Source organism: Arthrobacter sp. Y3223065 (assembly GCF_059090885.1).
Genome location: NZ_JBNHGC010000001.1, coordinates 253,089 through 279,612, shown reverse-complemented (window position 1 = coordinate 279,612; position 26,524 = coordinate 253,089). Strand labels below are relative to the sequence as shown.

22 protein-coding genes, 3 tRNA genes and 2 pseudogenes are annotated in these 26,524 nt (G+C 64.7%); 12 read left to right on the top strand and 15 right to left on the bottom strand.

From position 1 onward, the window contains the following. Window positions 1-13: 13 nt before the first annotated feature. Window positions 14-1,480, bottom strand: a complete 1,467-nt coding sequence (gene leuC, locus AC5RUK_RS01275; protein WP_494151167.1) for a 3-isopropylmalate dehydratase large subunit — start codon at window positions 1,478-1,480, stop codon at window positions 14-16. 148 nt (window positions 1,481-1,628) lie between these two features. On the opposite strand from leuC, the gene AC5RUK_RS01270 reads away from it, so the two are divergent. Beyond that, window positions 1,629-2,348 (top strand): IclR family transcriptional regulator, encoded by a 720-nt coding sequence (locus AC5RUK_RS01270; RefSeq protein ID WP_494108538.1) that lies wholly within the window; start codon window positions 1,629-1,631, stop codon window positions 2,346-2,348. Window positions 2,349-2,354: 6 nt separating this feature from the next. Here AC5RUK_RS01270 and AC5RUK_RS01265 read toward each other — a convergent pair whose 3' ends face one another. The 7 genes from AC5RUK_RS01265 to gltX all read right to left on the bottom strand — a co-directional run bounded on the left by AC5RUK_RS01265 (window position 2,355) and on the right by gltX (window position 8,892). Beyond that, a complete protein-coding gene (locus AC5RUK_RS01265) occupies window positions 2,355-3,395 on the bottom strand; it encodes a thiamine-phosphate kinase (RefSeq protein ID WP_494151166.1) in 1,041 nt (346 codons plus the stop codon). Window positions 3,396-3,419: 24 nt separating this feature from the next. Next, window positions 3,420-5,030: a GTPase gene (locus tag AC5RUK_RS01260; protein WP_494151165.1), complete on the bottom strand. Its 1,611-nt coding sequence runs from the start codon at window positions 5,028-5,030 to the stop codon at window positions 3,420-3,422. Then, window positions 5,027-6,817 carry a dynamin family protein gene (locus tag AC5RUK_RS01255; protein ID WP_494151164.1) on the bottom strand — a complete coding sequence of 597 codons (1,791 nt, stop codon included), beginning with the start codon at window positions 6,815-6,817 and terminating at the stop codon, window positions 5,027-5,029. The genes AC5RUK_RS01260 and AC5RUK_RS01255 overlap by 4 nt, the downstream gene beginning before the upstream one ends. 99 nt (window positions 6,818-6,916) lie before the next feature. Next, window positions 6,917-6,992 (bottom strand) — tRNA-Glu (locus AC5RUK_RS01250). A 50-nt stretch (window positions 6,993-7,042) separates the two neighbouring features. After that, window positions 7,043-7,115 (bottom strand) — tRNA-Glu (locus tag AC5RUK_RS01245). Window positions 7,116-7,178: 63 nt separating this feature from the next. Then, window positions 7,179-7,250 (bottom strand) — tRNA-Gln (locus AC5RUK_RS01240). A 142-nt stretch (window positions 7,251-7,392) separates the two neighbouring features. Continuing rightward, window positions 7,393-8,892, bottom strand: a complete 1,500-nt coding sequence (gltX, locus tag AC5RUK_RS01235; protein WP_494151163.1) for a glutamate--tRNA ligase — start codon at window positions 8,890-8,892, stop codon at window positions 7,393-7,395. A 124-nt stretch (window positions 8,893-9,016) separates the two neighbouring features. Between gltX and AC5RUK_RS01230 the strand changes: the two genes are divergently transcribed. Then, window positions 9,017-10,330, top strand: a complete 1,314-nt coding sequence (locus AC5RUK_RS01230; protein WP_494151162.1) for a UDP-glucose dehydrogenase family protein — start codon at window positions 9,017-9,019, stop codon at window positions 10,328-10,330. 54 nt (window positions 10,331-10,384) lie between these two features. Here AC5RUK_RS01230 and AC5RUK_RS01225 read toward each other — a convergent pair whose 3' ends face one another. The 3 genes from AC5RUK_RS01225 to AC5RUK_RS01215 form a co-directional block, all read right to left on the bottom strand. After that, window positions 10,385-10,510 carry a hypothetical protein gene (locus tag AC5RUK_RS01225; protein WP_494108544.1) on the bottom strand — a complete coding sequence of 42 codons (126 nt, stop codon included), beginning with the start codon at window positions 10,508-10,510 and terminating at the stop codon, window positions 10,385-10,387. Window positions 10,511-10,703: 193 nt separating this feature from the next. Continuing rightward, window positions 10,704-11,477 carry a fumarylacetoacetate hydrolase family protein gene (locus AC5RUK_RS01220; RefSeq protein ID WP_494151161.1) on the bottom strand — a complete coding sequence of 258 codons (774 nt, stop codon included), beginning with the start codon at window positions 11,475-11,477 and terminating at the stop codon, window positions 10,704-10,706. 63 nt (window positions 11,478-11,540) lie between these two features. Beyond that, complete coding sequence (locus tag AC5RUK_RS01215; protein ID WP_494151160.1) at window positions 11,541-12,332, bottom strand: MBL fold metallo-hydrolase; 792 nt, start codon at window positions 12,330-12,332, stop codon at window positions 11,541-11,543. 181 nt (window positions 12,333-12,513) lie between these two features. Between AC5RUK_RS01215 and AC5RUK_RS01210 the strand changes: the two genes are divergently transcribed. After that, on the top strand, window positions 12,514-12,945 hold the full coding sequence (locus tag AC5RUK_RS01210; protein ID WP_494108547.1) for a DUF7793 family protein: 432 nt from the start codon (window positions 12,514-12,516) through the stop codon (window positions 12,943-12,945). A gap of 64 nt (window positions 12,946-13,009) precedes the next feature. Next, window positions 13,010-13,627, top strand: coding sequence for a hypothetical protein (locus AC5RUK_RS01205; protein ID WP_494151159.1), 618 nt, complete (start codon window positions 13,010-13,012; stop codon window positions 13,625-13,627). A gap of 147 nt (window positions 13,628-13,774) precedes the next feature. Here AC5RUK_RS01205 and AC5RUK_RS01200 read toward each other — a convergent pair whose 3' ends face one another. Beyond that, window positions 13,775-14,878, bottom strand: a complete 1,104-nt coding sequence (locus AC5RUK_RS01200) for a branched-chain amino acid aminotransferase (RefSeq protein WP_494108549.1) — start codon at window positions 14,876-14,878, stop codon at window positions 13,775-13,777. A gap of 64 nt (window positions 14,879-14,942) precedes the next feature. Next, window positions 14,943-16,007 carry a 3-isopropylmalate dehydrogenase gene (locus AC5RUK_RS01195; protein ID WP_494151158.1) on the bottom strand — a complete coding sequence of 355 codons (1,065 nt, stop codon included), beginning with the start codon at window positions 16,005-16,007 and terminating at the stop codon, window positions 14,943-14,945. Between the two features lie 126 nt (window positions 16,008-16,133). Between AC5RUK_RS01195 and AC5RUK_RS01190 the strand changes: the two genes are divergently transcribed. The 7 genes and pseudogenes from AC5RUK_RS01190 to AC5RUK_RS01160 form a co-directional block, all read left to right on the top strand. Beyond that, the gene (locus tag AC5RUK_RS01190) at window positions 16,134-17,315 is read left to right on the top strand and encodes a sensor histidine kinase (RefSeq protein WP_494151157.1); all 1,182 of its coding nucleotides are present in this window, start codon (window positions 16,134-16,136) and stop codon (window positions 17,313-17,315) included. 93 nt (window positions 17,316-17,408) lie between these two features. After that, window positions 17,409-18,110 carry a response regulator gene (locus AC5RUK_RS01185; RefSeq protein ID WP_494151156.1) on the top strand — a complete coding sequence of 234 codons (702 nt, stop codon included), beginning with the start codon at window positions 17,409-17,411 and terminating at the stop codon, window positions 18,108-18,110. A gap of 323 nt (window positions 18,111-18,433) precedes the next feature. Continuing rightward, window positions 18,434-20,566 carry a glycosyltransferase family 2 protein gene (locus tag AC5RUK_RS01180; RefSeq protein WP_494151155.1) on the top strand — a complete coding sequence of 711 codons (2,133 nt, stop codon included), beginning with the start codon at window positions 18,434-18,436 and terminating at the stop codon, window positions 20,564-20,566. Continuing rightward, window positions 20,556-21,665, top strand: a complete 1,110-nt coding sequence (locus AC5RUK_RS01175) for a hypothetical protein (protein WP_494151154.1) — start codon at window positions 20,556-20,558, stop codon at window positions 21,663-21,665. Before AC5RUK_RS01180 ends, AC5RUK_RS01175 begins: the two co-directional genes overlap by 11 nt. A 238-nt stretch (window positions 21,666-21,903) precedes the next feature. Beyond that, a complete protein-coding gene (locus AC5RUK_RS01170; protein WP_494151153.1) occupies window positions 21,904-23,181 on the top strand; it encodes a hypothetical protein in 1,278 nt (425 codons plus the stop codon). A 58-nt stretch (window positions 23,182-23,239) separates the two neighbouring features. Then, window positions 23,240-23,392, top strand: a pseudogene (locus AC5RUK_RS01165) (response regulator); the annotation flags it as partial. 45 nt (window positions 23,393-23,437) lie between these two features. Next, window positions 23,438-23,599: pseudogene (locus tag AC5RUK_RS01160) on the top strand (response regulator transcription factor); the annotation flags it as partial. 97 nt (window positions 23,600-23,696) lie between these two features. On the opposite strand, the gene AC5RUK_RS01155 reads toward AC5RUK_RS01160, so the two are convergent. Together AC5RUK_RS01155 and AC5RUK_RS01150 are read right to left on the bottom strand one after the other, a co-directional pair. Continuing rightward, window positions 23,697-24,953 carry an ATP-grasp fold amidoligase family protein gene (locus AC5RUK_RS01155; RefSeq protein ID WP_494151152.1) on the bottom strand — a complete coding sequence of 419 codons (1,257 nt, stop codon included), beginning with the start codon at window positions 24,951-24,953 and terminating at the stop codon, window positions 23,697-23,699. 9 nt (window positions 24,954-24,962) lie between these two features. Then, on the bottom strand, window positions 24,963-25,190 hold the full coding sequence (locus AC5RUK_RS01150; protein WP_494151151.1) for a hypothetical protein: 228 nt from the start codon (window positions 25,188-25,190) through the stop codon (window positions 24,963-24,965). Between the two features lie 443 nt (window positions 25,191-25,633). Between AC5RUK_RS01150 and AC5RUK_RS01145 the strand changes: the two genes are divergently transcribed. Continuing rightward, on the top strand, window positions 25,634-26,500 hold the full coding sequence (locus tag AC5RUK_RS01145) for a DUF2382 domain-containing protein (RefSeq protein WP_494151150.1): 867 nt from the start codon (window positions 25,634-25,636) through the stop codon (window positions 26,498-26,500). Window positions 26,501-26,524: the final 24 nt, after the last annotated feature.

Here is a 26,524-nt window from a genome sequence, read left to right as displayed (position 1 = left end):
TTGTTCAGGCTCCTTAAGCAGCAGGCCGCGATACGGCGTCGTTGTTGACCGGGCCCAGGTCCGAGGGGGAACTCAGCGTGCCCCGGACTGCAGTGGCCGCCGCCACTACCGGCGATACCAGGTGCGTCCGTCCGCCCTTGCCCTGCCGGCCTTCAAAGTTTCGGTTGGACGTGGACGCGCAGCGCTCCCCCGGTGCCAACTGGTCCGGGTTCATGCCCAGGCACATGGAGCAGCCGGCGAACCGCCACTCGGCACCGAACTCCTTGAACACCTTGTCCAGGCCTTCGGCCTCTGCTTCCAGGCGGACGCGGGCGGAGCCGGGGACCACCATCATGCGCACGTTCGGCGCCTTGGCCCGGCCGCGGATGATGTCTGCCGCGATGCGCAGGTCCTCGATCCGGCTGTTGGTGCAGGAGCCCAGGAAAACGGTGTCGACCGGGATGTCCTTCATGCGGGTGCCGGCTTCGAGACCCATGTAGGCCAAAGCACGTTCCGCCGCGGCTTTGGCGTTTTCGTCGGCGAAGTCGTCGGGCGACGGCACGGCTTCCGACAGGGAAACGCCCTGTCCAGGGTTGGTCCCCCACGTGACGAACGGCTCCAGCGTGTCGGCGTCCAGGAAGACCTCGGCGTCGAACGGGGCGTCGTCGTCGGTACGCAGCGTCTGCCAGTTTTCGACGGCGGCGTCCCAGTCGGCTCCCTCCGGGGCGTGGGGACGGCCCTTCAGGTAGTCGAAGGTGATCTGGTCCGGCGCAACCATGCCGGCGCGGGCACCCGCCTCGATGGACATGTTGCAGATGGTCATCCGGGCTTCCATGCTCAGTGCCCGGATGGCGGAGCCACGGTACTCCAGCACATACCCCTGACCCCCGCCGGTGCCGATCTTGGCGATGACCGCCAGGATGATGTCCTTGGCGGTGACGCCGGGGCGCAGTGCGCCCTCAACATTGATGGCCATCGTCTTGAACGGCTTCAGCGACAGCGTCTGCGTCGCCATGACGTGCTCTACTTCGGAGGTCCCGATGCCGAAAGCCAGCGCACCGAACGCGCCGTGGGTGGAGGTATGCGAGTCGCCGCACACCACGGTCATGCCCGGCTGGGTGAGTCCCAGCTGGGGCCCCACCACGTGCACGATTCCCTGCTCGGCGTCCCCGAGCGAGTGCAGGCGGACCCCGAATTCCCGGCAGTTGGTGCGAAGCGTTTCAATCTGGGTGCGGCTGGTGGGATCGGCGATGGGCTTGTCGATATCCAGCGTGGGGGTGTTGTGGTCCTCGGTCGCGATGGTCAGGTCCGGCCGGCGCAGCTTGCGCCCCGCCAGGCGCAGCCCCTCGAAAGCCTGCGGCGACGTGACCTCATGCACCAGGTGAAGGTCGATGAAGAGGAGGTCGGGCTGGCGCGCCGCGCCTTCACCTTCGCCGCGGCGCACGACGTGTGCATCCCAGACTTTTTCGGCGAGCGTCTTGCCCGCAGTGTTACCGGCCATGGCCAGATCTCCTCCATCAATACCAACGCAGGGTTATCCTCCCGCCGGGAGGCCCGCACTAAGTGTGTGCTTTAACTCTTCCAGTGCGGCTGCTCTCCCGCCAGTCAATGGACTTGCATCTCACATATTGAGATGGGAGTATCAGCTTATGGACAATCCAAGCGGTGTCGGCGTCATCGACAAGGCGGCCATGGTGCTGGACACCCTGGAGGCCGGGCCCACTTCCCTCGCGCAATTGGTTGCCGCCACCGGGCTGGCCCGGCCCACCGTCCACCGGCTCGCCCTGGCGCTGGTCCACCACCGGCTGGTCAGCCGGGACATGCAAGGCAGGTTCGTCCTGGGCAGCAGGCTGGTCGAGTTGGCCGCGGCCGCGGGCGAAGACCGGCTCATAGCAGCTGCCGGCCCGGTGCTCATGAACCTCCGCGATGCCACGGGTGAAAGCGCCCAGGTCTTCCGCCGGCAGGGCGATTCGCGGGTATGCGTCGCCTCGGCCGAGCGGCCGATCGGATTGCGGGACACCATTCCCGTTGGGACGCAGCTTTCGATGAAGGCCGGCTCCGCCGCCCAGGTGCTGCTGGCGTGGGAAGACCACGAAAGGCTGCTCGAAGGACTTCATGGGGCGCGTTTCACCCCGACGGTCCTCGCCGGCGTGCGCCGCCGCGGCTGGGGCCAGAGCCTCGGCGAACGCGAACCAGGCGTGGCGTCTGTTTCGGCCCCGGTCCGCGGTCCGTCCGGGCGTGTCATTGCCGCAGTTTCCATCTCCGGGCCGATCGAGCGGCTCACGCGGCAACCCGGCCGGCTGCATGCCGAGGTGGTCTGCAACGCGGCCGCCCAACTGACCGAAGCCTTGAAGAAGACCAACGACTAGCAGGCTTCAGCCCCGGAAGTGGTCCCATCCCCGGACCTGGGCGGGGATGCCGTCGAGGGTCACCGGAGCCGATCCGCTGCCGCGGACCACGCCGATGGCGGCGAATCCCCCCGGCAGGGCTCGTGCGGCGGGGAAGGTACAGAGCAGGCCATGGTCTTCGCCGCCGCCGAGGACCCAGTCCATGGGGTCCGCGCCCAACAGAGCGGCCGCCTCGTCCAGCGGTGCGGAAAAGTGCTGCAACTGTGCCGACGTCAGGTCCACCGCGACACGGCTGGCGCGTGCCAACCGGGAGGCATCGCGGAGCAGGCCATCGGAAATGTCCATCATGGCGGTGGCGCCGGATTCTGCCGCGGCCGGGCCGGCGCTCAGCGGAGGCACGGGCCGGGACTGGGTCGCAGCCAGCGCCTGCAGGGAAGCCGGGGCCTTTTCGCTGAAATGTGTGCTTTCGAGCAGACGTAATCCAGCCGCCGCCCGCCCGAGCGTCCCCGCCACGGCGACGACATCGCCGGGACGCGCACCGCCGCGCAGTACGGGGCGGCGCCCTTCGAGGTCCCCGGTGACGGCAGCCGTGACCACGAGCGCCTCGCCGCGGCCAAGATCACCGCCGACGACAAAGCACCGGTCCGCACCCAGTTTGCGCATGGCATCCGCCACGCCGTCGGCCAGGCTCTCGACCCACGCCACCGGCGTCTCACCGGGCAGGGTCAGGCTGATGACCAGGGACGTTGGCACGGCCCCCATGGCATTGATGTCCGAGAGGTTCTGCGCCACGGATTTCCACCCGACGTCGTAGCCCGTCGTCCGGTACCCGGAGGGCCACTCAAGCCGGAAGTCCTGATCCTGGACCAACGTGTCGATCGAGATGACGGTCCGGGCATCGGGTGCGTCGATAACGGCAGCGTCATCGCCTGGGCCGACCGGGACGTTGGCGGGGCCGAGGCGGGGGAAAATCCTGTCCAGAAGCGACCCTTCGTCCAGATCGTTGACAGTCAGGTCAGCGGCCAATCTTTGCGTTCTCCCTTGTATCTCGTCTGTTGCCGGCTCCATGGCCCCGCGGCTTCCCCGCGGATGTCATTCTCCCGACGCCTTCAGCACTGCCTGCCTGAATTCCCGGTGCCGGGCCACCGCCTCTTCGACAGGCCGTACCACCCGCTCTTCCGCCACCCGCGCAACAGCGTCCCGGAGCCGCCGTCGTGCCTTTGAGGCGCGGGCGCGGGCAACGAAACGTGAGATCAGGCCGGATGCCAGCGCCAGCACCACCCCGGCGAGAATCCCGGCGGTGAGCAACAAGGTCGGCACCGGGAAGCCTTCGACCGTTGGTGTCTCAGGCACCACGAACTGGAGGTACCCCAGGGCCGCGATGCCCAGGAGCCAGAGCGCTCCGGCCAAGGCGGCTGCGAGGGCGAGCCACTGGAGCAGCCCGAAGACCGGCCACCACCACGACGCGCGGTCTGAGCGCAGGTCCGTGCCCACCAGGGCCTGGTCCAAGTCGTCCGGAAGTGTCTCCTCCGCGGACCGTGCTGCCCGCCGGATGGCCGCGCGCCAAGGGGCGCCGGCGCCTTCACCGGCGCGGTCGGCGAACTGCCGGATGGCCTTGTCGGCCTGCGCCCGTTGGGCGGGGCCCGGCGCCGGCATCGACGAGCGGTTAAGCAGCGGATTGACGTCCTTGCGGTCCAGGTTGAGCCGCTTGAGCGGATCGCGGCGCAGCTTCCCGAGCCAGCGGACCACCGGCCATCCGGTCCGGGCGTGGGCCCGCCGCCGGTACGAGGCCCCCACGGCGTCGCTGATCGCATCCACTCCTGCCGCCTGGGCCAACTGCTCGGCCAAGATGCTCCTGGCTGCCTTGCTGACGCCGGCCGGCTCCGCCTCCGGTTCGACGGCCAGCGCCTGGGCTGCCTTTCTGACGTCGGCGAGCAGCCGCTCCGCTGCGGCCTGCCGCTTGTCGGCGAAGCCCGTGATTGCTGCCGTCAGCTCCTCAAGGCCGGTCCCGGTCGTGGCGGAGACCGGATAGACCTCCACCCGGCCGAGCCCGTCTCGCAGCAGAATCTCCCTCAGCGAACCCAAGACCGGCTGCAGCTGTCCCTCGGCCAGCCGGTCCACCTGGTTCAGCACCACCAACGTCACCGCATCGTGGGAGGACAGCGGCCGCAGGAACCCATGGTGCACGGCTGCATCGGCGTACTTCTGCGGGTCCAGCACCCAGACCAGCACGTCGACCTGGCCGACGAACCGTTGCACAATGGCGCGATGCTCGACGGCGGTGGAATCAAAGTCCGGCAGGTCCAGCAGGATCAGGCCGCCGTGCCCGCCGAACGACCCGTCGTCCAAAACGTGCCGGTTGGCCACCTGCAGCCAGTCCAGCAGCGGTTCGCTGCCGGCGGTTCCCCAAATTCCCGCCAAAGCTTCCGACGTGGTGGGACGACGTGCCGCCACAGTGGCGTAATGCGTCCCGGATACGGCGTTGAAGAGCGAGGACTTCCCGCTGCCCGTCGCACCAAATAACCCAACCACGGTGTGCTCGGCAGACAAGGAACGGCGGGTGCTGGCCCGTTCCAGGACTTCGTTGATGGGTGCGAGTTCCGCTTCCGGCAGCACGCCCGCGGCGAGCCCGGCGGCAGTGTTCAAGGCATCCAGCCGTGCCTGCAACAGGGACGTTTCGGGCTGTCCCCGGTGGCGGCTCAATCCGACGCTCCCGTGTCCGTCTTTGCTCCCAAGGCCTGCAGTCGCTCCGCAAGTGCCCGCATGGTCCCTGCCTGCGGCACATCCGGGATCCGGGACAGGAATCGCTCCGCTTCGGCGCGCATGAGCCTGCGCGTGCGCTCCTGCAGCTCGGCACGGGCCTTGCGCGCCAGCCTGCGCACGGCGTCCTCGCCGAAGACCGCTTCCAGCAGCTTCTGGCCCACCACGGCCGTTCCGCCCGCCACGCCGATTTCCAAACCGGTCAGGCCTCCGGTGGCCGCGAAAATCACCACCATCAGCGCTACGCCGAGGCCGTTTACTCCGAAGGAGAGCATGCGTGCGGTGAAGCGCTTGCTTTCGCCCTCGCTGCGGATCAAGTCCAGCAGGTCTGCCTGCCACGCCCGGATTTCACGCGCTACCTCATCCGCAAAGCCCGCGCTGGGCGTCGACAAATCTTCGCGGCCGAGCAGGCCCTGCCCGGCCGGGTCCGTCCGCCAGCGCGTGTCGGCCTCCTCCGCGCCGGCCGCGGCTGCCTCGACGACGACGGCCTGCAGCCCGGACTCGATGGCTTCCTCGACTTCGACGGAGGGAGCGGGTTTGCCGGAAAAGAACGCGCCGATCCGGTCCCGCAGCAGGCCTATGCCGCTCTCGATACCCCGGAAAAATTCTCCGGTGCCGACAAAGTCCTGCCACCGCGCCAACACCTCGCCCCTGAGGAGCGTTCCGTCCTCAGTAGCCGCGAGAGCCCGCGTGGTCGCGGCCTCGTAGGCGTCTTCCACAACCTTGCGCAGTCGCTGGCCGGCGGCATGCTGGTCATCCGCGGCATCGGCGACCGCCCCGACCGTTGCGGCCAGTGAGCGCACTGCCCCGCCGAGGGTACGGCGGGCGATGTCTGCGCGGCCGGAGGCGTCAGCGGCGAGTTCCTGGAGCCAAGCCCGGATGGGATCGACGGCACCGGCCGGCAGCATGCCCTGTTCATCCAGCCTGGACTCGAGGATGACAAACAGCCGGGCCGCTGCAAGACCCTGCCGCTGCAGCAGACCGGCCAGGTCGGCGCGGACTTCACGCTCAACTTCTTCCGGCACCCGGTCCAGGACGACCGCCACTTCGATGTCCCGCTGTGCGGCGTCCAGGAGCAGCGCCCACGGCACGGCGTCGGCGTACCGGTTGGCGGTGGTGACGAAAATCCACAAGTCCGCGGCGGCCAGCAGTTGTCCGGCCAGTCGCCGGTTCTCATCGGCGATCGAATCGATATCCGGTGCATCGAGCAACGCTATGCCCGCAGGGATGCTGCCGTCGGCGAGCAAGACCAGCGAGGTTCCCGCCGGCTTGCCCGCGGGTTCCGGATTGTCGGCTTGCCTGTCGGCAGCGTCCGTCGCCAGTGTTCCGGTGATTCTGCTGAGGCCGGGCAGGATCCGACGTTCCGTGAACCATGCCCCGTCGCTCGGATGGTGCAGCAGGACGGGTTGGCGCGTGGTGGGCCGAGTCGCCCCGGCACGGGTGGCCGGAAAGCCCGCCACCGCGTTCACGAGCGTTGATTTCCCGGCGCCGGTGGATCCCCCCACCACTGCCAGCAGCGGTGCTTCCAGCGTGCGGTAGCGGGGCAGGATGTAGTCGTTCAATTGGGCAATGGCGGCCGCGATTGAGCCGCGGGCTGCAGCGGCACCTGGAACGTCCAGCGGCAACTCCATCGCTTCAAGCGAGCCGCGGCTTTGTTCCAACAGCACGACGGCGTCCGCCGCTCCCCTGTCTTGGCCCTCGGGCAACCTGCTCGTCACGTTTCCTATCATGCCAGCAGGAGCCGCCAAGCATGCCACGGCGGGCCGTAGGCCTGTTTCTTCGGGGCATACAAAAAGCCGGTCCAGGACGGGATGTCCTGGACCGGCTGTTGGTGACCCCAGCGGGATTCGAACCCGCGTTACCGCCGTGAGAGGGCGGCGTACTAGGCCGCTATACGATGGGGCCGCATAGCTTGCACAGTTGGAGGCCTGCACTGCCTTGTCCTTGTCGGACCGTGACCCCAGCGGGATTCGAACCCGCGTTACCGCCGTGAGAGGGCGGCGTACTAGGCCGCTATACGATGGGGCCGTAGGTTTGTGTGGAGTTTTCGCTCCACACAATCCAGTCTCCGCCGGAGCGGAGACTGTAGCGCTGGGATACCAGGACTCGAACCTAGAATGACGGTACCAGAAACCGTTGTGTTGCCAATTACACCATATCCCAATGGCGCTTTCGGAGCCGTTGGAAACGGGCTCTCACCCTTTCCCTAGCGCCTCAGCACGAGTAATTACTTTACCGGATGCCTGCTCGAAAGTGCAAAACGAGCGACGCGCGGCGGCCAGACCGTGCGTGGCTCGGGCCGCGCTCAGCCGCGGAAGGCCTTGATACGCGCCAGGGAGGAGTCCTTGCCCAGGATCACCATGGATTCGAAAAGCGGCGGCGAAATCCGACGGCCGGAGACGGCGGTGCGCACCGGCCCGAAGGCCAGCCGCGGCTTAAGCCCCAGGCCCTCGACCAAGGCCGCCCGCAAGGCTGCCTGAATGTTCTCTGCCGTCCACTCCTCGAGGGGTTCGAGCGCGGCCAGGGCGGCGTCCAGGGCTTCCGTCAGGTTCTCGGGCAGGCCCTTGCGCGCATCGTCTGCGATCTCGATCTCGTTGTCGTTCTTGAAGAGGAACGCCATCATCTCGGGCGCCTCGCCCAGCAAGGTGATGCGCTCTTGGATCAGCGGTGCGGCGTCGGCGAGGATCATCTGCTCGCGTTCCGTCAACGACTCCCCGACCAGGCCGGCGTGCTGCAGGTAGGGGACCAGCCGAAGCTTGAAGTCGCCGGGTTCAAGCAGGCGCACATGGGTCCCGTTGATGGCCTCGGCCTTCTTCAGGTCGAAGCGCGCTGGGTTGGCCAGGACGTCGTGGATGTCGAAGGCTTCCACCATCTGGTCGATGGTGAAGATGTCCTCGTCGGCGGACAGCGACCAGCCCAGCAGGGAGAGATAGTTGAGCAGGCCCTCGCGGATGAAACCGCGTTCCCGGTGCAGGAACAGGTTGGACTCGGGGTCGCGCTTCGAAAGCTTCTTGTTTCCCTGGCCCATCACGTACGGGAGATGGCCGAACAGCGGCATGTAGCGCGCCACCCCGATGTCCACCAGAGCCCGGTAGAGCGCGATCTGGCGGGGAGTCGAGGACAGCAGGTCCTCGCCGCGGAGAACGTGGGTGATGCCCATCAGCGCGTCGTCCACCGGGTTGACCAGCGTATAGAGCGGCTTGCCATTGGCGCGGACGACGGCGAAGTCCGGCACGCTGCCGGCCTTGAAGGTGATCTCCCCGCGCACGAGGTCGGTGAAGGTGATGTCCTCGTCCGGCATCCGGACCCGCAGCACAGGTTCGCGTCCTTCGGCCTTGAACGCGGCGATCTGGTCCCGCGTCAGCTCCCGGTCAAAGTTGTCGTAGCCCAGCTTGACGTCGCGGCCGGCGGCCTTGTGCCGGGCCTCGACTTCTTCCGGGGTGGAATAGGACTCGTAGAGGTGGCCGGCTTCCTTCAGCTTCGCGATGACGTCCTGATAGATATCGCCGCGCTGGGACTGGCGGTACGGTTCATGCGGTCCGCCGACCTCCACGCCCTCGTCCCAGGTAATGCCCAGCCACTTCAGCGCTTCCAACAGCTGCTGGTAGCTTTCCTCGCTGTCGCGGGCGGCATCCGTGTCCTCGATCCGGAACACCATGGTGCCGCCGGTGTGCCGGGCGTAGGCCCAGTTGAACAGGGCAGTCCGGATCAGTCCTACGTGCGGCGTGCCCGTGGGAGACGGGCAGAAGCGCACACGGACAGGAGTTTCGTCGTCGACAGAGGGGATGGCAGCTGCAGTAGTCATGATGTGCTCCAGTTTAGTCTGCTGCGCGCTGCACCGTTGTTTATACGTTTTGGCATCGCGAGAATGAACCCGGGATACTGTCAACAGCTTTTACTCTTTGCATTTTCCATCTCAAAGGATTTCCATGCGTATTTCTGTCATCGGCTGCGGTTATCTCGGTGCCGTGCACGCAGCTTCCATGGCCAAGTTGGGCCACGATGTTGTTGGCATAGACGTCGATGAGCGGAAGGTTGCTGACCTGCAGGCCGGCAGGGCTCCCTTCTTCGAGCCGGGCCTGCCTGAACTCCTTGCTGAAGTTCAGGCGACAGGCCGCTTGACCTTCAGCACCGACATGGCCGCGGCCGAAGGTGCGCAGGTGCATTTTGTCTGCGTCGGCACTCCCCAACGCAAGGGCGAATATGCCGCAGACCTCACCTATGTTGACGCGGCCTTTACCGAACTCATCCCTTATTTGCGTAATGGGGACGTCGCGGTCGGCAAGTCGACCGTCCCCGTCGGAACTGCAGCGCGGCTGGCTGAAACCGTTGCTGCCGGCGCCCCCGGTGCCGTCCTGGCATGGAACCCTGAGTTCCTACGCGAGGGCCACGCAGTCAAGGACACGCTGACTCCCGACCGTTTTGTGTACGGCGTCCCCGAGGGCGCCGCCGGCGAGGCCGCGACCTCAGCCCTTGACGAGGTGTATGCCACTCCGCTGGCCGACAACACGCCCCGGCTGGTCGTCGACTATGCAACGGCGGAGCTTGTGAAGACGGCTGCAAACTCGTTCCTCGCCACGAAGATTTCCTTCATCAACGCGATGGCGGAAATCTGTGCGGCGACGGGCGCCGACGTCACGGCCCTCGCCGACGCCATCGGCATGGACGACCGCATCGGCCGCAAATTCCTCAACGCCGGTGTCGGTTTCGGGGGCGGCTGCCTCCCCAAGGACATCCGCGCGTTCATGGCACGTGCCGGCGAACTCGGCGCAGACCAGGCACTGACCTTCCTACGTGAAGTCGATGACATCAATATGCGTCGGCGCTCGCGCGTGGTGGAGCTGACCCGGGACCTCATCGGAGGGTCACTTATCGGCAAACGCATCACCGTCCTTGGCGCGGCCTTCAAGCCGAACTCCGACGATGTACGCGACTCCCCCGCCCTCTCCGTCGCTGCCCAATTGCAGCTTCAGGGCGCCACGGTCACCGTCACTGACCCTGAAGCGCTGGACAACGCCAAGCACCGCTTCCCGGAACTGAGCTACGAGCCTGACCTGAAGAAGGCCGTCTTCAATGCCCATGCGCTGGTACTGCTAACCGAGTGGGAGCAGTACCAGGACCTGGATCCGGTGGAAGCCGGCAGCTTGGTGGACGAGCAGAACATCCTCGACGGACGCAACGTCCTCGATCCTGTTGCCTGGCGCGCCGCAGGCTGGACTTACCGCGGCATCGGCCGTCCGTAACCTGCGTAGTCGAGCGGGGTCCGAGCCAGCGCTTCGGACCCCGCTTTCGTCGTACTAGGAACGGTCCTTTTCCCGTCGCCATCGGTTGGCGTGACGGTACAGGTAATAAAGCGCCAGCACGATCCCGATCGCTAGGAACGTGCCGGCCAGCCACAGCGGACCGCCCAAATGGTGGGTCACCCGTGCCGCCACTGAGAACGTGGCAATGGAGCCGAGTGCAAAGGCAAGGAAGGAACGACGATGAGATCTGCCGCTACCTCTTCGGGCAGCAGTTCTCATCGCTTCGCCAATCGCGCGTCCGACTGCATGTTGTCCCCTCAGGCCAGTTGCCCGCCGTCGTACTCTGCCTGCCGATGGGAAGTCAACACGATTTTCACCGGCGGGCGGTGTTGGAGAGGGTGCCGATGCCCTCGATCTCGACCTCGAAGCGCTGGCCGGATTCGATGGTGCCGACGCCGGCGGGGGTGCCGGTCATGATGACGTCGCCCGGCAGCAGGGTGAACGCCTGGGAGGCGTACGACACCAGTTCCTTGACACCCCAGATCATCTGCGACGTGTTCCCGTCCTGCTTCAGCTCACCGTCGAGCCGGCCGCGGATGGCCAGGTTTTCGGTGTCCAGTTCGGTCTCGATCCACGGGCCGAGCGGGGCGGAACCGTCGAAGCCCTTGGCGCGTGCCCATTGGTTGTCGGTGCGCTGCGCGTCGCGGGCGGTCAGGTCGTTGCCGCAGGTGTAGCCGAAGATGACCTCGTCCACGCGCTCTACCGGGACGTCCTTGCAGATCCGGCCGATGATCACGCAGAGCTCGGCCTCGTAGGAGACTTCGTCGGAGAATTCGGGCAGGACGAGCGGTTCGTTGGGACCGATGACCGAGGTGTTGGGCTTGAGGAACATCAGCGGGGCGGCCGGCGTCTCGTTGCCCATTTCCTGGATGTGGTCTGCATAGTTCCGGCCGATGCCGATCACCTTGCTGCGCGGAATGATCGGGGCGAGCAGCCGCACGTCCTCGAGCTTGTGTTGGGCACCGGTGGGCTGGATGCCGTTGAAGAACGGGTCGCCGGCGATGACGGTGACCTGCTCGCTCCCCTCCTCGCCTTCGACGATGCCGTACTGGGGGTCGGATTCAAGGACAAAACGGGCTATGCGCATGGGTTTAGCCTACTGGTTTCCGGCCCGTGGATTTCAAACGGGACAAGTCCACGCCTGCACCGCTCAGCCGCGCAGGTAGTCGAGCTGGGCGGCGACGGAGGATTCGGCGGCGAGGCGGACGGCGGGGTCGATGTCGGCGTAGACATGGTCGGTGACAGCATCGATGGACGCGTCGGCGCCGAGGTGCTCCAGGGCGGCGCGGATCTGGTCCAGGCGCAGGTGGCGGTGGCTGGCGTACTCGCGGCAGATGGCAGCCAGGTCCGGGAGCGTGCCGCCGTGCGCCGGCAATACCTTCGTCGGACCGAGGAGTTCCAGTCGGGCCAGCGAATCCAGGTACGGGCCGAGCCTGCCGTCCGGGTAGGCGATGATGGTGGTGCCGCGGCCCAGGATGGTGTCGCCGGTGAGCACCGAGCCGTGTGGTCCGTCGTCGGGAAGATGGAAGCTCACCGAATCCGCCGTGTGGCCCGGAGTGGCCAGCACACGGATCTCGACGCCGCCCGCCCGAATCACCTCGCCGTCCCGCAGCGGTTCGCCGCCATGACAAAGTGCTTCGTCCAGGGCACGCACCGGGGCGCCGGTCAGTTCATGGAAGCGTTCGCTCGCTTCGGTGTGGTCGATGTGGTGGTGGGTGATCAGGACCAGTTCCACCTCTCCCGCCGCCGCCAGCTCGGCCAAATGTTCCTCGTCCAGCGGCCCGGGATCGACAACGACCGCTCCCCTGTTCCCCGGGGCGGCGATCATGTAGGACTGGGTGCCGTCCAAACTCATCGGCCCCGGGTTGGGGGCCAGCCGGTACCAAGTCAGTTCACTGCTGCGGACAAGGGAGGGATTCTGTTCAGCGGTCACAGGATTCATCCTCGCACTCCCCGCCCCGCGCCGCAGGTTGGCAGCGCCGGGCGGCAGGCACCGCCGCCGACCTTTTCGCCACGCAGGAAGGCATCCGTTCACATTTGCCCGCGCGTACCGGTGGTCTGACGTTGTTCGCTAGGCTAGGCACCTGCAGTCCGGCCAACGGCGGCCGGACAAGGGTTGGGCGATGCACACATCTTCCAGCCGGATGGGGGGATCGGTGCTGGAAAAAGTTGATTCGACATACGACGTGCAGCTGGGCGGGGATGGCCTCCTGGTGCTGACTATCCGACGCGGCCTCAGCGTCGGTGCAGAGCTCGCGCAGCACATTGTCGACCACCTCTTCGACGTGGCCGGAGACCGGGAAGTGGCGGTGCTGTTAAAAATGGCCGGCGTGCGCTGGGTGACCCCGGAGGCGCGAATGATCGCCGATACCTTTACGCCGGCCGTCGCCTTGGCAGTGCTCGGCAACGGGGCGGTGGACCGGGTGCTTGCCAGCTTCTTTGTGCGCATCTTCGCCAACGATGATTTCCCGGCCCGCTATTTCGACGACGAGGCTGAGGCGCGGGCGTGGCTGGCGGCGCATGCCGGACGCACTGCCACCGTGCAGATGGAATAAGTCCGAGCGGTCGTGGGGTTGCCCTTGGTGGAACCATTGCAGCTGCACGAAAAGGAAAAACTCCATGGCGGATACCAAGAACACCACGTCCCTGGCCGACTTGCTGGCCGAATACGACGTGGCCGAGCACGACCATGCGGTGGCCGAGCGCAACAGCGGGATGCAGCACATCCACAACCACGCCAACGGGGACATCGTGTGGTTCCCCACCTGGCAGAAAAACCGCGAGACCACCGACTGGGAAACCGCCGTCCAGGAGTTCACCGCGGAGTTTGAGGCTGCCGCCGAGGGCGGTGCAGATGCCGCCGCAGCATCGGCGCTGGCGTCCTCGCGGCTGCAGACCCTGCTGGAACAGGCGGCGGACGCCCCGGACGCCAACGTGTTCATTCGCGAGAACCTGGCCCGCTTCCTGTCGGAGACCTGGGCGCTCGGCGACGCGTACGCGCTGAAGGGCGGGAAGGGCCTCCCGGGGCCGGCGTCGCCGTCCGCGATCTTCGCTTCCTTCCCCTACGAGGTCTACGCGCGCGACGGCGGCAGCTTCGCCACCGCTCTGTGGAACGATCTGGTGGATGCCCGGAAGAACCGGATTGCCGCCGAAGAGGCCGAGCGCAAGGCGCTGAAGCCGGTCTCCAAGAAGGCCCGGAAGGCTGCCGAGCGCAAGGCAGCGGCCCGGAAGCGGTAGCGGCGGCGGGGCGGCCCCGGAAAGGCGGGCCCGCCGTCGTCATCCTGCGTCAAAGGAACAACAGGAGCAGGACCACCAGCGGCAGGACCGACTGGGCCAGCGCACTCTGCCACAGGCGGGGCGCGGAGACCCGGGGCGGGTAAGTGGTCAGGCCAGGCGGGTGAGCCAGCCCCGCGAGTCCTCCACGGCGCCGGTCTGGATGCCGAGCAGCTCCTGGCGGATGGACATGGACACGTCGCCGGACCCGGCGCTCGGGGAGGCGATGCTCCAGCCGTCGGCCTTCAGCTCGCCGATCGGGGTGATCACGGCTGCCGTGCCGCAGGCGAAGGCCTCGGTGATGTCCCCCGCCGCCACGCCGTCGCGCCATTCATCGATGGTGATCTTGCGTTCCTGCACGTCCAGGCCGCGGTCCTTGGCCAGCTCGATCACCGAGGAACGGGTGACGCCGTGCAGGATGTGGCCGTTCAGTTCCGGAGTGACCAGGCTGCCGTCCTTGAAGACGAAGAACACGTTCATCCCGCCGAGCTCTTCGATGGCGTTGTCGTTGAACTTGTCCAGGAACAGCACCTGCTGGCAGCCGTTGGCTTCGGCTTCCAGCTGCGCGGCCAGGGACGCGGCGTAGTTGCCGCCGCACTTGGCCTCGCCGGTACCGCCTTCGCCGGCGCGGGAGTAGCGGTCGGAGAGCCAGATGGACACCGGCTTGAGCTCGCCGCCGAAGTAGTTGCCGGCCGGCGAGGCGATCACGCGGTAGGAGACCTCGTGGGCGGGGCGCACGCCCAGAAACGCCTCGGTGGCGATCATGAACGGGCGCAGGTACAGTGCTTCGCCGTCGCCGGAGGGAACCCACGCCTTGTCGGTGGTGACCAGCTGGCGCAGGGACTCGATGAAGGTTTCCTCCGGCAGCTCCGGAAGGGCCAGCCGGCGCGCCGACGTGTTCAAGCGGGCGGCGTTGGCCTCGGCCCGGAAGGTCCAGACGGATCCGTCCTCGTGCTTGTAGGCCTTCAGGCCCTCGAAAATCTCCTGGCCGTAGTGCAGCACCGCGGCGGCCGGATCCATCATGATGGGCCCGTACGGCTCAATCCGCGCATTCGACCAGCTGCCCTTGCCGTCGGCGCCGACCTTGTAGTCGACGACGGCCGTGTGGTCCGTGAAGTGCTTGCCGAAGCCCGGGTTCGCCAAGATGGCGGCGCGCTCCTCGGCACTCTTCGGACGGTCCGAGAGCTGCTGGGTGAATTCGAGGGTTTCAGTCATGGTTCCTCCGCGGTGAGGGCACGCCCTTGTGCGTCAAATAATGATTTTGGTTAGTAACCGTTAACTACCCTACTGCCAAAGCGGCGGTGATGGCATCGCCGATTTGGGCAGTGGTGCGGGGGGCACTCCCCCGGGCAGCGACGTCGCGCTCCACCGCCTGTTGCACGCGGGCCGCCGCGACCGCCAGGCCCAGGTGCTCCAGCAGCAGGGCCACGGACAGGATGGCCGCCGTGGGGTCGGCCTTCTGCTGGCCGGCTATGTCCGGGGCCGAGCCGTGGACCGGCTCGAACATGGACGGGGCGGTGCGGTCCATGTTGATATTGCCCGACGCCGCCAGGCCGATGCCGCCGGTGATCGCGGCGGCCAGGTCGGTGATGATGTCGCCGAACAGGTTGTCGGTGACGATCACGTCGAAGCGGGCCGGGTCCGTGACCATGAAGATGGTGGCCGCGTCGATGTGCAGGTAGTCGACGGCGACGTCCGGGAACTCGGCGCCGACCGCCTCCACGGTGCGCCGCCACAGGTGCCCGGCATGGACCAGCACGTTGTGCTTGTGTACCAGGGTGAGTTTCTTGCGGCGTGCCGACGCGCGGCGGAAGGCGTCCCGGACCACGCGCTCCACGCCGTGGGCGGTGTTGACCGAGACCTCGGTGGCGATTTCGTGCGGTGTGCCCACGCGCAGGGCGCCGCCGTTGCCCACGTAGGGCCCTTCGGTTCCTTCGCGGACGACGACGAAGTCCACCTCGCCCGGGTTCGCCAGCGGGCTGGGGACGCCGGGCAGCAGCTTGGCCGGGCGCAGGTTCACGTAGTGGTCGAGGGAGAAGCGCAGCTTGAGCAGCATCTCCCGCTCGATGACGCCGGACGGGATCCGGGTGTCGCCGGGGGCAGCGCCGACGGCGCCGAACAGGATCGCGTCATGCTTGCGGAGCCGCTGCAGTGTTTCCTCGGGCAGGGTCTCGCCGGTGGCCAGCCAGTGCTCGGCGCCCAGCGGGTACTCGGTCAGGTCGAAGGTGGTCCCGCCGTCGGCAGTGGCCGCCTTGAGGACCTTCACCGCCTCCGCCACGACTTCCGGCCCGATGCCGTCGCCGGGAATGACTGCCAGGGAAAATGCCTTCGCTGCTGCGCTCATGGCTTCAAGTTTAGGAAACCGTTCCACATTCTGGGCAAACCGTCCCAAAATGTGAACACAGCGCGCGGGAACCTCAGACCTGGGCATGACGCGGGCCGCCTCGCCCGCAGCATAGAGTTTTCCGTCATGGGCATGCACCACACCGTCTACCGCTGGCTCCAAGCCAACACCGGCAAGGTCGACCTGATCCTGATGCTGGCGGCGTTCGCCGTCCTGCCGCTGTCCTACGTGGCCATGGGCAGCATGGCGCCGTTCATCCTCTCCGCCCTCCTGATCATCCCCCTCGCCTGGCGGCGGACCCGTCCGTGGCAATCGGGCGTGGCCATGGCCGTTGCCGCGCTGCTCAACGTCGCGTTCCTGGCCGAGCCTGTTCCGGCCCATATTTTTGTCCTGGTGACGGTGTACTCGCTGGCAGCCTACGGACCGCGGTGGGCGAGCCTGGGCGGACTGGTGCTGGCGCTGCTCGGCGGTGCCCTGTATGTGGTGCGGTACATGATCACCTCTCCGCTCACCGCAGGCACCGCCCCGTTCTACCTGCTCGCGCTCGTGGCGATCGATGCCGTGGTGCTGGTCTGCTGGACCTTCGGCGACCTGGTGCGGAACCGCCGGCTCACGGTGCAGGCACTCGAGGACCGGGCCCGCCGGCTGGAGGTGGAGCGGCAGCAGGAACGGGACCTGGCCGCCGCCGACGAGCGGAGCCACATTGCCCGCGAAATGCACGATATTGTGGCGCACTCGCTCTCGGTGATCATCACGCAGGCCGACGGCGCCCGGTACGCCAGCGCGCAGAACCCGGCGGTGGCCACGGAAACCCTGGCGACCATTGCGGACACCGGCCGGACCTCGCTGGGGGACATGCGCCGGCTGCTGGGGGTGCTGCGCGGGGATGAGGTCGCGTCGACCCGGCCGCTGCCGACGTTGGCCGATGTGGAGACCCTCGTGGAAACCGTCCGGCGCTCCGGGCTCACCGTGCAACTGGAACAGGCCGGCGGGCCGCGGCGCCCGATGCCGGCCGGCGCCGAGCTGACCGCCTACCGGGTGGTGCAGGAAGGCCTGACCAACGTCCTCAAGCATGCCGGCCCGGAGGCCTCCGCACAGGTCCGTCTGCACTGGACCGCCCGCGGGCTCAGGCTGCAAATTGACGACGACGGACGGGGAACCGCCGCCGATCCTGCCACCGCCTGCAGCCGGCAGGGCCTGACGGGAATGGCCGAACGGCTGGCGCTCTACGATGGAACCGTGGAGGCCGGCCCGCGCACCGGCGGCGGATTCCGCGTCCGCGCCTTCATCCCCTACACCGAAACCTGAGCCCTCGCACGCCCGCCGAGCGACCGCGCTCCCGCAGAAACCGTCTTAGGCCGGCTTGCCGGGCCGCCGGGCCGCCGACCCAGAAAGACCCCGATGACCGACTCCCCTATCCGCGTTGCCCTGGTGGACGACCAGAAGCTGGTCCGCGGCGGCTTCAAAATGCTGATCAACTCCCAACCGGACCTCGACGTGGTGGCCGAGGCAGGCGATGGGCGCGAGGCGGTGAGCGCGCTCGCGAAGGTGCACGCCGACGTCGTACTCATGGATGTACGGATGCCGGGCATGGACGGGATTGAGGCGACCACCAGGCTGCTCGAGACCGCCGCAGCGCAGCCGAACGGTTCGGACCGGGCGGAGCTGAAGGTGGTGGTGCTGACCACGTTCGACCTGGACGAATACGCGTTGGCCGCCATCCAGGCCGGGGCCAGTGGATTTTTGCTCAAGGACGCGCCGCCGGAGGAGCTGCTGGAAGCCATCCGCACCGTCTACCGGGGGGACGCCGTCATAGCCCCGTCGACCACGCGGCGGCTGTTGGACCACGTGGCACCGCTGCTGCGCACTCCCGGTCCGTCCCTCAGCCGCAACCACCAGGCCGTCGAGTCACTCACCGCCCGGGAACGCGAGGTGTTCACGCTGATCGCCCGGGGGCTGTCCAACCCGGAGATCGCCGCCGGACTGTTCCTATCGGAGGCCACGGTGAAGACCCACGTGGGGCACATCCTCGCCAAGCTGAACGCCCGCGACAGGGTGCAGGCCGTGCTGATCGCCTACGAAACCGGGGTAGTGGCGCCATAATCCAGTCAGGCCCGGGCTGGGCCACTGAGGGTGCTTTCATCTAAACGTTTTAATGGACCCGGCGGGAGACGATGATATCGTTCCACCTGCGGACGCGGTCTCATAGTGCACGGATAAGCAGGCCCGTCCGTCTCAGCCAATCAATGAGCGCTATTGGGGAATACGTGGCCACAGTAAGAAGACAAACGCTACTCGTTTGCAGTGCAGCCTTGGTCGGTGTCCTGTCAGTTGCTGGACTCGCCGTAGGGTTCCTCAATACGTGGCTCCCGCTAATCATTGTGTCAGCTGCCCTTACCGCGTTCATCGGCGCCGTAGGTGGAGCAATGGCCTACCGGCGCTTGATTCGAACCGTCCGCCAGACCCGCCTGGCCACACAGCGACTGGAGCGGGACGTATCGAAAATCGTTTCTGGCGTGGAGCAAATACGCAAACCAATTCTCACCTCTGGCCAACTGCACCTCGGCGCAACGGAATGGTGGGCCGCAAGCGGTCCGCTAAATTCTCAGAACTTGGCCGCCCGGCTGGTCAAGATGCGCTCCCTCGATGGCCGGGATATTCTCGCCCGCATGGCAACCCACGGGCGTTGGACCTGGTCCGATGTGGAAAGGGGGCTTGAGAGCTTCCGCTATGGTGGGCGCCCGGCACATGCTATCTCCTCTCATTTCATGGAATCCGATCCGACTCGTCTGGCTCAACTCGCCGACGTATGCTACCGACAGAATCTCCGTCCGCTGGACCTCCTCGACGCCGCTACTCTTTATGAGTTCGTCTTGACCAAATCCGGTGCAGGCGCGTTCATCGGAAAGAAGCGGGCAGAGTTCTTCGTTGATGCCCTCACGGCTACGGGCCAACGGGACAAAGCGCGACGGGCGCTTTACCTGGCGGAGCCAGGTTTGAAGCAGAAGAACGATACCCACCTGTTCCGCGCCAATCTGGACCACCCAGCGAACGGATCCCCCGAGGATGTTTGGCTGGAGCGGATTAACGATGTGTTCCGCAGCGAGGGGCTCGCAGAGATACATTTGCGTCCCGGAGATGAGCCAGCTTTCCTGCGACTGGCAACTTCAGCCATACCACCGGTAGAGCAAGGCCCCTTGGTGTCAATTGTTATGCCCGTCTTCCGCCCGGATGAAGCCACCGATACCGCTATCGCTTCTGCCGTGGCCCAGTCTTATAAGACCATCGAAATCATCATCGTTGATGACGGATCCGGTGAAGAGTTCCACCCAAGGCTGAAGACGTGGGAAAGCCTCGATCCTCGCATCAAGGTGATTTGCAATCCAGTGAACTCCGGAGCGTACACGTCAAGAAACATCGGCTACGACGCCAGCAGCGGTAAGTACCTCACGGTGTTTGACGGGGATGACTGGCAGCATCCGCAGAAAATTGAACGCCTTGTTGAAACGGCAGAGGAATCAGATGGCCAGGCCTTAGTTACTGCCCTGTGGGCCCGGGTAAATGAGGACCTTGTGTTCCAATACCGTGGTTGGCACGGCGCTTACATCACGCCTGCCCATGTTTCCGCGCTCTTCCCAGTTGAAACGATCAAGCAAAAACTGGGCTACTGGGACTCTGTCCGAAAGGCTGCAGACACGGAATTCCTGCTTCGCTACAAAAAGTTTGTCTCAGACGCAGAGGAACTGATAGCTAGTGACGCCCCGCTGACGCTCTCGCTCGTCAACGCCAATAACCTCTCTATCGAAGACTTCAGGCTGGGGTATCGGGCACCCAACCGCGTGAGCTACAGGCAGGCCTATGAGCACTGGCACGACAAAATTCAGGCTGGCGATGCAACGCCCTATATGCCTTTCCCGCAGAAATCGCGTTTGTTCCCGGCGCCAGCCGGCCTCCTTCCTGCTCGGAGTGGCTCCATCGATGTAGATGTTGTCCTGATCGCCGATTTCGCGGCTCCCGGGGCTACACAGATCGACCTTCGGCAACATGTGCAAGCACTCTCCGACGATTACCGCATTGGTGTGATACACATGCCGAATTTGTTCAGCGCACAGGGGCCGGGCACCTCTTACGAGGAAAGCTGGCTGGATGACATCGAACAGGGGCGGCTTCTCCGATTGGAGATTACAGATGCAGTTACCGCAAAGTCAGTCTTCGTTTACGATCCGACAGCCTTCCAGTACACGTCAGCACTCCCCTCCGGCCTTCGCACAGAGAATATGTTCGTGTTTGCACGCACGGCACCGATCGACGCGGAGCTTGGCGAGTACAAGTACGAGGTCGCTACGGTGTCCGAACGCCTAAACGACATGTTTGGAGTACGGCCCATATGGATTCCGGGCAGCAGTCAAGTCCGAAACCAGATTTCACGGAACCTGCCCCCGGGCGACATAGCTACCGTCGACCTTTCGGAACAAGGCGCCCCGTTCAGCACCACGCTTGTCGAAGCCTTTGCCCGTCGCGCTGAAGACAGTCTTGAGGTGCATTCCATTGCAGAGTGATCTACCAAACTCAGGCAGTGGTGTGCTGCCAACGTCCATAGAGCGCCTCTACTTCGACTTGGACGGTGTTGAGCAATTGCCGGAGCCTTTTGAATTCACTATTGACCAGGGCGCCGACAAGTTGCCGATTCGCGGATTGTACGAGGCCAGACCTCACAAGACCTTGATCGTGGTGCTGCACGGCGCACTTCTCCGCTATAAGTACAAGCTCCCGAGATACGAGTGGCGCAGCACCATGAGCGGATTCCAAGCGGGACTTTTGTTCTTCACCGATACCACTCTCATGTTGAACGGCGAGATGGAGCTTGGCTGGTACGTAGGGACAGAGACCCACGACCTGCATAGAGACATCGCGCAAGTAGTACAGTCAGTTGCGGCCTCTGGCGGCTACGAGCATATCCTCGTTGCCGGCGCCAGTGGAGGCGGCTACGCGTCATTGGCTATCTCGCGACTGATTCCGGGCTCGCTTGCGGTTCCGTTCTCCCCGCAGACCAGAATCCGAAAGTATGGGGTGGCACACCAGCAGCGCTTCCGCCGTGCAGCTTTCCCGGGTTACGAAAACATGGAAGCTGTCGAGTGGAAATATCCACGCCGCGTCAGCCAAATCTCTGCCTACCGGTCCGGCACAACCAACTATGTCTACTACGTTCAGAACTGCCGCGACGAATCACATGTAACGAATCACTACAAACCGTTCGCAGAAGCATTGGGCGTTGATTCAGCAGTAGGGGGACCGAACGCCGACGGCAATGTGTACTTTGCCTTGAGAGTGCTGCAACCGGGTCATCATCCGCCGTCCCGAAAGCGGTTCAAGGAAGAAATCGTCAACGCCCACGAGCGGTACTTTGGAGCGACCCTCGGGATCGAGCCTGCGGCCCCGGTGCCCTCACAGGCTGGGCCCCCGTCTACCAAGCCGCCGGCTGTTCGCGGTCCAGCAGCGGACGCCACACCCGTTTCAAAGCTTGTGGAGGAATCCCAGGGCAGAGAATTGCTGCTGCAAACTGGCAGGGCTTGGCACAGGAGTGCAAGTCGGGTCGCGCGTGTCCTTAACCGTCTGACTGGTCACCGGCTCTCTGCCGTTTTCCGGCGCAGGCCCTAGGCTTTTTGCACGTACGGTTATCCCAAAAGTTATTGTCATTCCCCAGACTCGAAGGGCACTCATTTCAATGTTCGTTTCGTCCTCAGACGTACCCGCCGGAGCGTCGGCGCTGCTATATCGCAACGGATTCGTGATCTCGTCCGCTGACTCTGACTCTCACGAATTTCGGATGTGGGCGGCCGAGACGCTTGGCAGTTACAGGGTTCGGCTCCATCCGGACGCCGCATACACAAAGCAAGTGTCCGGCGGCATTACGGGCCTGCTCATCGGTCTGGCTTTCGACCCAGAAGAAGAAGTCTACGAAGAAGACCAGGTACTCAAATCCCTCTTGGATACATACGGCAGGGACGAAGCCTTCGGCGCGGTCTTGAACCGTTTGGCGGGTCGCTTCGTAGTCGCACTATCCGATGGAACCAATACCGATATCTACCACGACGCGATGGGGGCCCGCTCCGTCTTCTACTCCACGCGTGGGGCGACTGTAGTGGCATCGCACGCGGAAATAGTCGCTGAGTACGCTGGGTCCGGCATTGCTGACTTTTTCATTCCCTTCATCACCTCGCGAAATTACATGGTGCGCGATGTCAAGTATCTCCCGGGGTTGGCTACGCCTTATGAGCATGTCCGCCACCTCTCGCCGAACACCCGGCTGCGGATGCAAACCGGAGAGGTCAAGCGCTACTGGCCGATCGCTGAACCCGAAGGCGTAACAACCCACGACGAGGCCGTCGCAGCCTTAGTCCAGCACCTCCAGGGTTTGAACGCATATGTAGTGAAGTCCGGACGCAGACCAGTCGTCGGATTGACCGCTGGGACGGACAGCCGCGGGGTATTTGCAGCGACCCATGATGCCGATCCATTTCTCTTCACCTTCGTGCGCAGCGCCGATGGCACAGCCTCTAACTCAGATGATGTCCGTGGCGCCCGAGCGATAGCAGATGCATACGGACTGGACGCCGCCGTTTGGCCCATCCCCAATAGGCTGGGGCTAAATGCAGCGGCTGACGCATTTTCGTATGCCTTTCGGCGTTCGACCGCGTACTACCGGGGCGTAGGGTCCGCGTGGCTCAGGCTCCTGCTCGGCATGGAGTTTGACTACGGAGAGTCTGTATTCATCCGCGGTTTCGGCGGCGAAATAATGCGCGGCTTCTATCAGAACACTAGGAATCGCATCAGCAAGGTCAATCCTTACCAACTCTCCGACGCGTTCGATGTTAATGCTGGATCGACGGTGACTCGTTCGTGCTTCGCAGAAATGATCGACGTTACAGGCATGGATTCTCCTGCAGTAACTGCCTACGATCCGAACGACATCTTCTACTGGGAACACCGGATGGGAACCTGGGGTGCCATATCGATGGCGGAGGCTGATCTCGCCAATGCCTCCATGGTTGGCTATGACTCACGCAACCTCTATGCGAAGTTCATGAGGCTTCCCCAGGAACAGCGCAATCGACGTACCGCTTTTAACGAGGCAACGCTCAAGCTCGCACCGAAGCTTCCGGCTGCGGCGTAGCCTTCGCACGGATAGCGGGCAGGTATCCCGAGGGTCGACTCCCCTATCCTTTGCCCTGATGGACGACCAGCACCTCGTCAGGGGTGGCTTTGAGATGCTGATCAACTCCCAGCTCGACCATAAAGCGGTGGCCGAGGCAGGCGATAGGCGCGAAGCGGTGAGCACGCTTGCGAAGGAGCGCGCCGACGTCGTGCTCATGGACGTGCAGATGCCGGGCATGGAGACCAGCGGTCCGTCCTTCAGCCGCAACCGCCCGGCCGTCGAGTCACTCACCTCCCGGGAACGCGAGGTGTTCACGCTGGTCGCCGGGCGCTGTCCAACCCGCTGATGGCCGCCCTGCTTCCTGTCGGAGGCCACGGTGAAGACCCACGTGAGGCGTATCCTCGCCAAGAACGTCCGAGACCAGGTGCATGCCGTGCCGCGTCGCCATACCGTGCAAATGGGCGCCTTAGCTGCCGAGTCCCGGCGACGGCGATACGGCGAGCAGCCACAGAAACCAATAATGAGGGTGAACCTCAGCGAGCCACGTCATACCTTGCGACTACACGGCGGGCGTGCTCATAACCGTCCGCCGCCAGTTCGCGCAGAACTGCGAGATGCACCTTACTGCCCGCTGCCACCCGTATTTCAGCGGCGCGGGATGCATGCCAAGGATTCCCCTTGGTACGGGCATCGTGGAAAGCCAACGCAGCCGATTCAAACTCAGTCAACCGCGAGCGGCCAACAATGCACTCAGTGCCCGCGCGCAGTGCTGCTTGAATAGCAAAGTTCCGACTGCCGTCACCGGACATGACGCCAATTAGGTTCGCAGCCAGAGTGAATACCGGCTTCGAAACGCCAGAGGCAAAGTAACCGGTAACAGCCGGCGCGTATCGCTTGTCGCCTTGAACCGCCCCGCCAGACAGCAGAGACAGAATTTCATCTTTCGCCAAGATGGTGGGCTCCTTGGAGAGGGAGGCGCGGAACTTTCCCATGTCAATATCGAAACCGGACAGGGCAGGGACCTCCTCACCCTCCATTGCCCGGTCTAGTGCTGCCAAGGTAGAGCCGCTGTATCGGATCATGCCAATATCGTCTCCGCCAGAAGCAAAAGTGAACTCGCCAAACACGGGGCCATCCGGTCCGTCGTAGCAGTCCACTTTCACGAAACGGGTATCCAAACTCTTTGAGAGCGTGGATGCCATCTCCAAGAGTGCCCCGGCGTACTTTGGAATGACGTGGTGCTCCGGCAGCCATCTGCCCCTGTCAATCGTGTAGTGATTGTCAAGCTCCAGTGGGATGAAGCTGCCGTCAAAAACGGCAACCCGCGGAGGAGAAACGTTTCGGTCAATCTGCGTGATGTGACTGACCTGTCCTCGGAAGGCATAAATCTTGTAGTCGAAAGGCAGCGGCCTCCCCGCGACCAGAGAAGGAACACACTCTTCCGTCAGCCAGTAATCCGGCTCCGGCCCCTCGGGCTTAATGTCCTCGGATGTGAGTTCACGCAAGCTTAGTAATTCAAGATAGCGGCCGTCACCTAGTTTCTGCAGGACATAAACGCCCTTGCTGGAGTGGCGATTAGGCACTTTCACCACAAAGCGCTCTCCAAATGATTCGCCCGCAGCAATTGCCTCGGAGGCGCTTTTCGACCGGGCATACCTTGGCACTTTATAGCCCAGCGATTTCACATATTCATATGCGGTGTGCTTGTCATCCAACTCCCATGGAACGGGATCGATGTCAGCAGAGTTTTTTTGATTGAAACGCTGGCGCATCAGGCTGAGATAAGTCACAGCGCAACCTTAGTGCATCCAGACCGCACACACAGTACGGAGGTCCAGTACGGAGGTCGCGCTGATGTTCTTTCTGACTTTGACGGTCGTTGTTTCCTTCGCCAGCGCCGCGTTGCTCGCTGATGTGGCCCCAATTGTCCCGATGAACAGATCAGCAACCCCGATGAGGTAACAGGCTTGGGTGATCTGGCTAAGCTGAACGCCCGAGACCAGGTGCAGGCCGTGCTGATTGCCCACGAAACCGGAGTGGCCAACCCTCAGCGGGCTCCGCGCCGGCGTCCCTCCCGCTTTGGCGTTTTCCCTCCCCCGGCCGGTGGCCTGAGACGATGAGCGGTGGGCTGGAGCGGCAGTCTTGGCCGAAGCTGCGGGTTGGGGCGGCACAAACCGGCGAACAATAGCTCCCGAAGCGAAAGAACAGGACCGCCGGGCGGACGCACAGACCCATCCGGCCGTGCGGCGGGACCGGCTGCGGCCCATTGCAGAAGCCGGCACCGAAAAGCATCTGCCCCTAGTGCGCCTGCGCTTCCAGGGGCCTTGCCAAGGATTAATAAGCATGCTTAGGTTAAATCGTTAAGGGCTGCGGGGATCGTGCCCGACACGGGCGCCGGACCCTCCAAAGACCCGGACCCGCCTAAGACCCGGACCCTCCAGAGACATCGGAAGAATCCTAAGGAGACACCATGCTCGCCCAAGAACAAATCGATGGCCTGCTCAACCGCGGCGGAAACGTCGTCACGAACGACGGGGACAAAATAGGCTCCATCGGGCAGATCTATGCCGATGACGACAGCGGCCGGCCCACATGGGTCACGGCCAAGACCGGCCTGTTCGGCTCCTCGGAATCATTCGTCCCGCTCGAAGCCGCCCGCATCGAAGGTGACGACATCGTGGTCCCCTACACCAAGGACCAAATTAAGGACGCCCCGCGGGTTGACGTGGACGGCTACCTTGAGCCCGCCGAGGAGGACCGGCTCTACGAGCACTACCAGCTGGGCGGCGGCCGGACTTACACCGACGCCACGACCGGCCGGGACACGGACTACACCACTACCGGCACCGGCACCACTACCGGCACCACCGGACAATACGGCACCGACGATGCTCGCGGCACGTACACCGAGGACGCACCAGGCACGGTCGGCCGGGACACCTCCGGGCCCACTACCGATGACGCCATGACCCGCTCCGAGGAGCGCCTGCATGTCGGCACCGAGCGGCAGGCAACCGGCCGGGCCAGGCTGCGCAAGTACGTCACCACCGAAAATGTCACCACGACCGTTCCGGTCCAGCGCGAGGAAGTGCGCATCGAACGCGAACCGATCACCGACGCCAACCGCGGTGATGCCATGGCCGGCCCCGATCTGAGCGATGAGGAACACGAGGTCACGCTCCACGAGGAACGGCCGGTTGTCGAGAAGGAGACCGTCCCGGTGGAACGGGTCCGGCTCGAGAAGGACACCGTCACCGACGAGGTCAGGGTCGACGAAGAGGTCCGTAAGGAAAACATCGAGACCGACGGCACCGACAACGACACCCGTCGTCGCTAGCCCAGGGCTAACCGACGAAAAAGG

Coding starts and splice junctions, on each gene's coding strand:
- AC5RUK_RS01270 (WP_494108538.1), top strand. CDS start 1,629: ATGGACAATCCAAGCGGTGTCGGCGTCATCGACAAGGCGGCCATGGTG.
- AC5RUK_RS01145 (WP_494151150.1), top strand. CDS start 25,634: ATGCTCGCCCAAGAACAAATCGATGGCCTGCTCAACCGCGGCGGAAAC.
- AC5RUK_RS01180 (WP_494151155.1), top strand. CDS start 18,434: ATGGCCTACCGGCGCTTGATTCGAACCGTCCGCCAGACCCGCCTGGCC.
- AC5RUK_RS01190 (WP_494151157.1), top strand. CDS start 16,134: ATGGGCATGCACCACACCGTCTACCGCTGGCTCCAAGCCAACACCGGC.
- AC5RUK_RS01255 (WP_494151164.1), bottom strand. CDS start 6,817: ATGATAGGAAACGTGACGAGCAGGTTGCCCGAGGGCCAAGACAGGGGA.
- gltX (WP_494151163.1), bottom strand. CDS start 8,892: ATGACTACTGCAGCTGCCATCCCCTCTGTCGACGACGAAACTCCTGTC.
- AC5RUK_RS01220 (WP_494151161.1), bottom strand. CDS start 11,477: ATGCGCATAGCCCGTTTTGTCCTTGAATCCGACCCCCAGTACGGCATC.
- AC5RUK_RS01205 (WP_494151159.1), top strand. CDS start 13,010: ATGGCGGATACCAAGAACACCACGTCCCTGGCCGACTTGCTGGCCGAA.
- AC5RUK_RS01200 (WP_494108549.1), bottom strand. CDS start 14,878: ATGACTGAAACCCTCGAATTCACCCAGCAGCTCTCGGACCGTCCGAAG.
- AC5RUK_RS01195 (WP_494151158.1), bottom strand. CDS start 16,007: ATGAGCGCAGCAGCGAAGGCATTTTCCCTGGCAGTCATTCCCGGCGAC.
- AC5RUK_RS01185 (WP_494151156.1), top strand. CDS start 17,409: ATGACCGACTCCCCTATCCGCGTTGCCCTGGTGGACGACCAGAAGCTG.
- AC5RUK_RS01230 (WP_494151162.1), top strand. CDS start 9,017: ATGCGTATTTCTGTCATCGGCTGCGGTTATCTCGGTGCCGTGCACGCA.
- leuC (WP_494151167.1), bottom strand. CDS start 1,480: ATGGCCGGTAACACTGCGGGCAAGACGCTCGCCGAAAAAGTCTGGGAT.
- AC5RUK_RS01215 (WP_494151160.1), bottom strand. CDS start 12,332: ATGAATCCTGTGACCGCTGAACAGAATCCCTCCCTTGTCCGCAGCAGT.
- AC5RUK_RS01265 (WP_494151166.1), bottom strand. CDS start 3,395: ATGGAGCCGGCAACAGACGAGATACAAGGGAGAACGCAAAGATTGGCC.
- AC5RUK_RS01210 (WP_494108547.1), top strand. CDS start 12,514: ATGCACACATCTTCCAGCCGGATGGGGGGATCGGTGCTGGAAAAAGTT.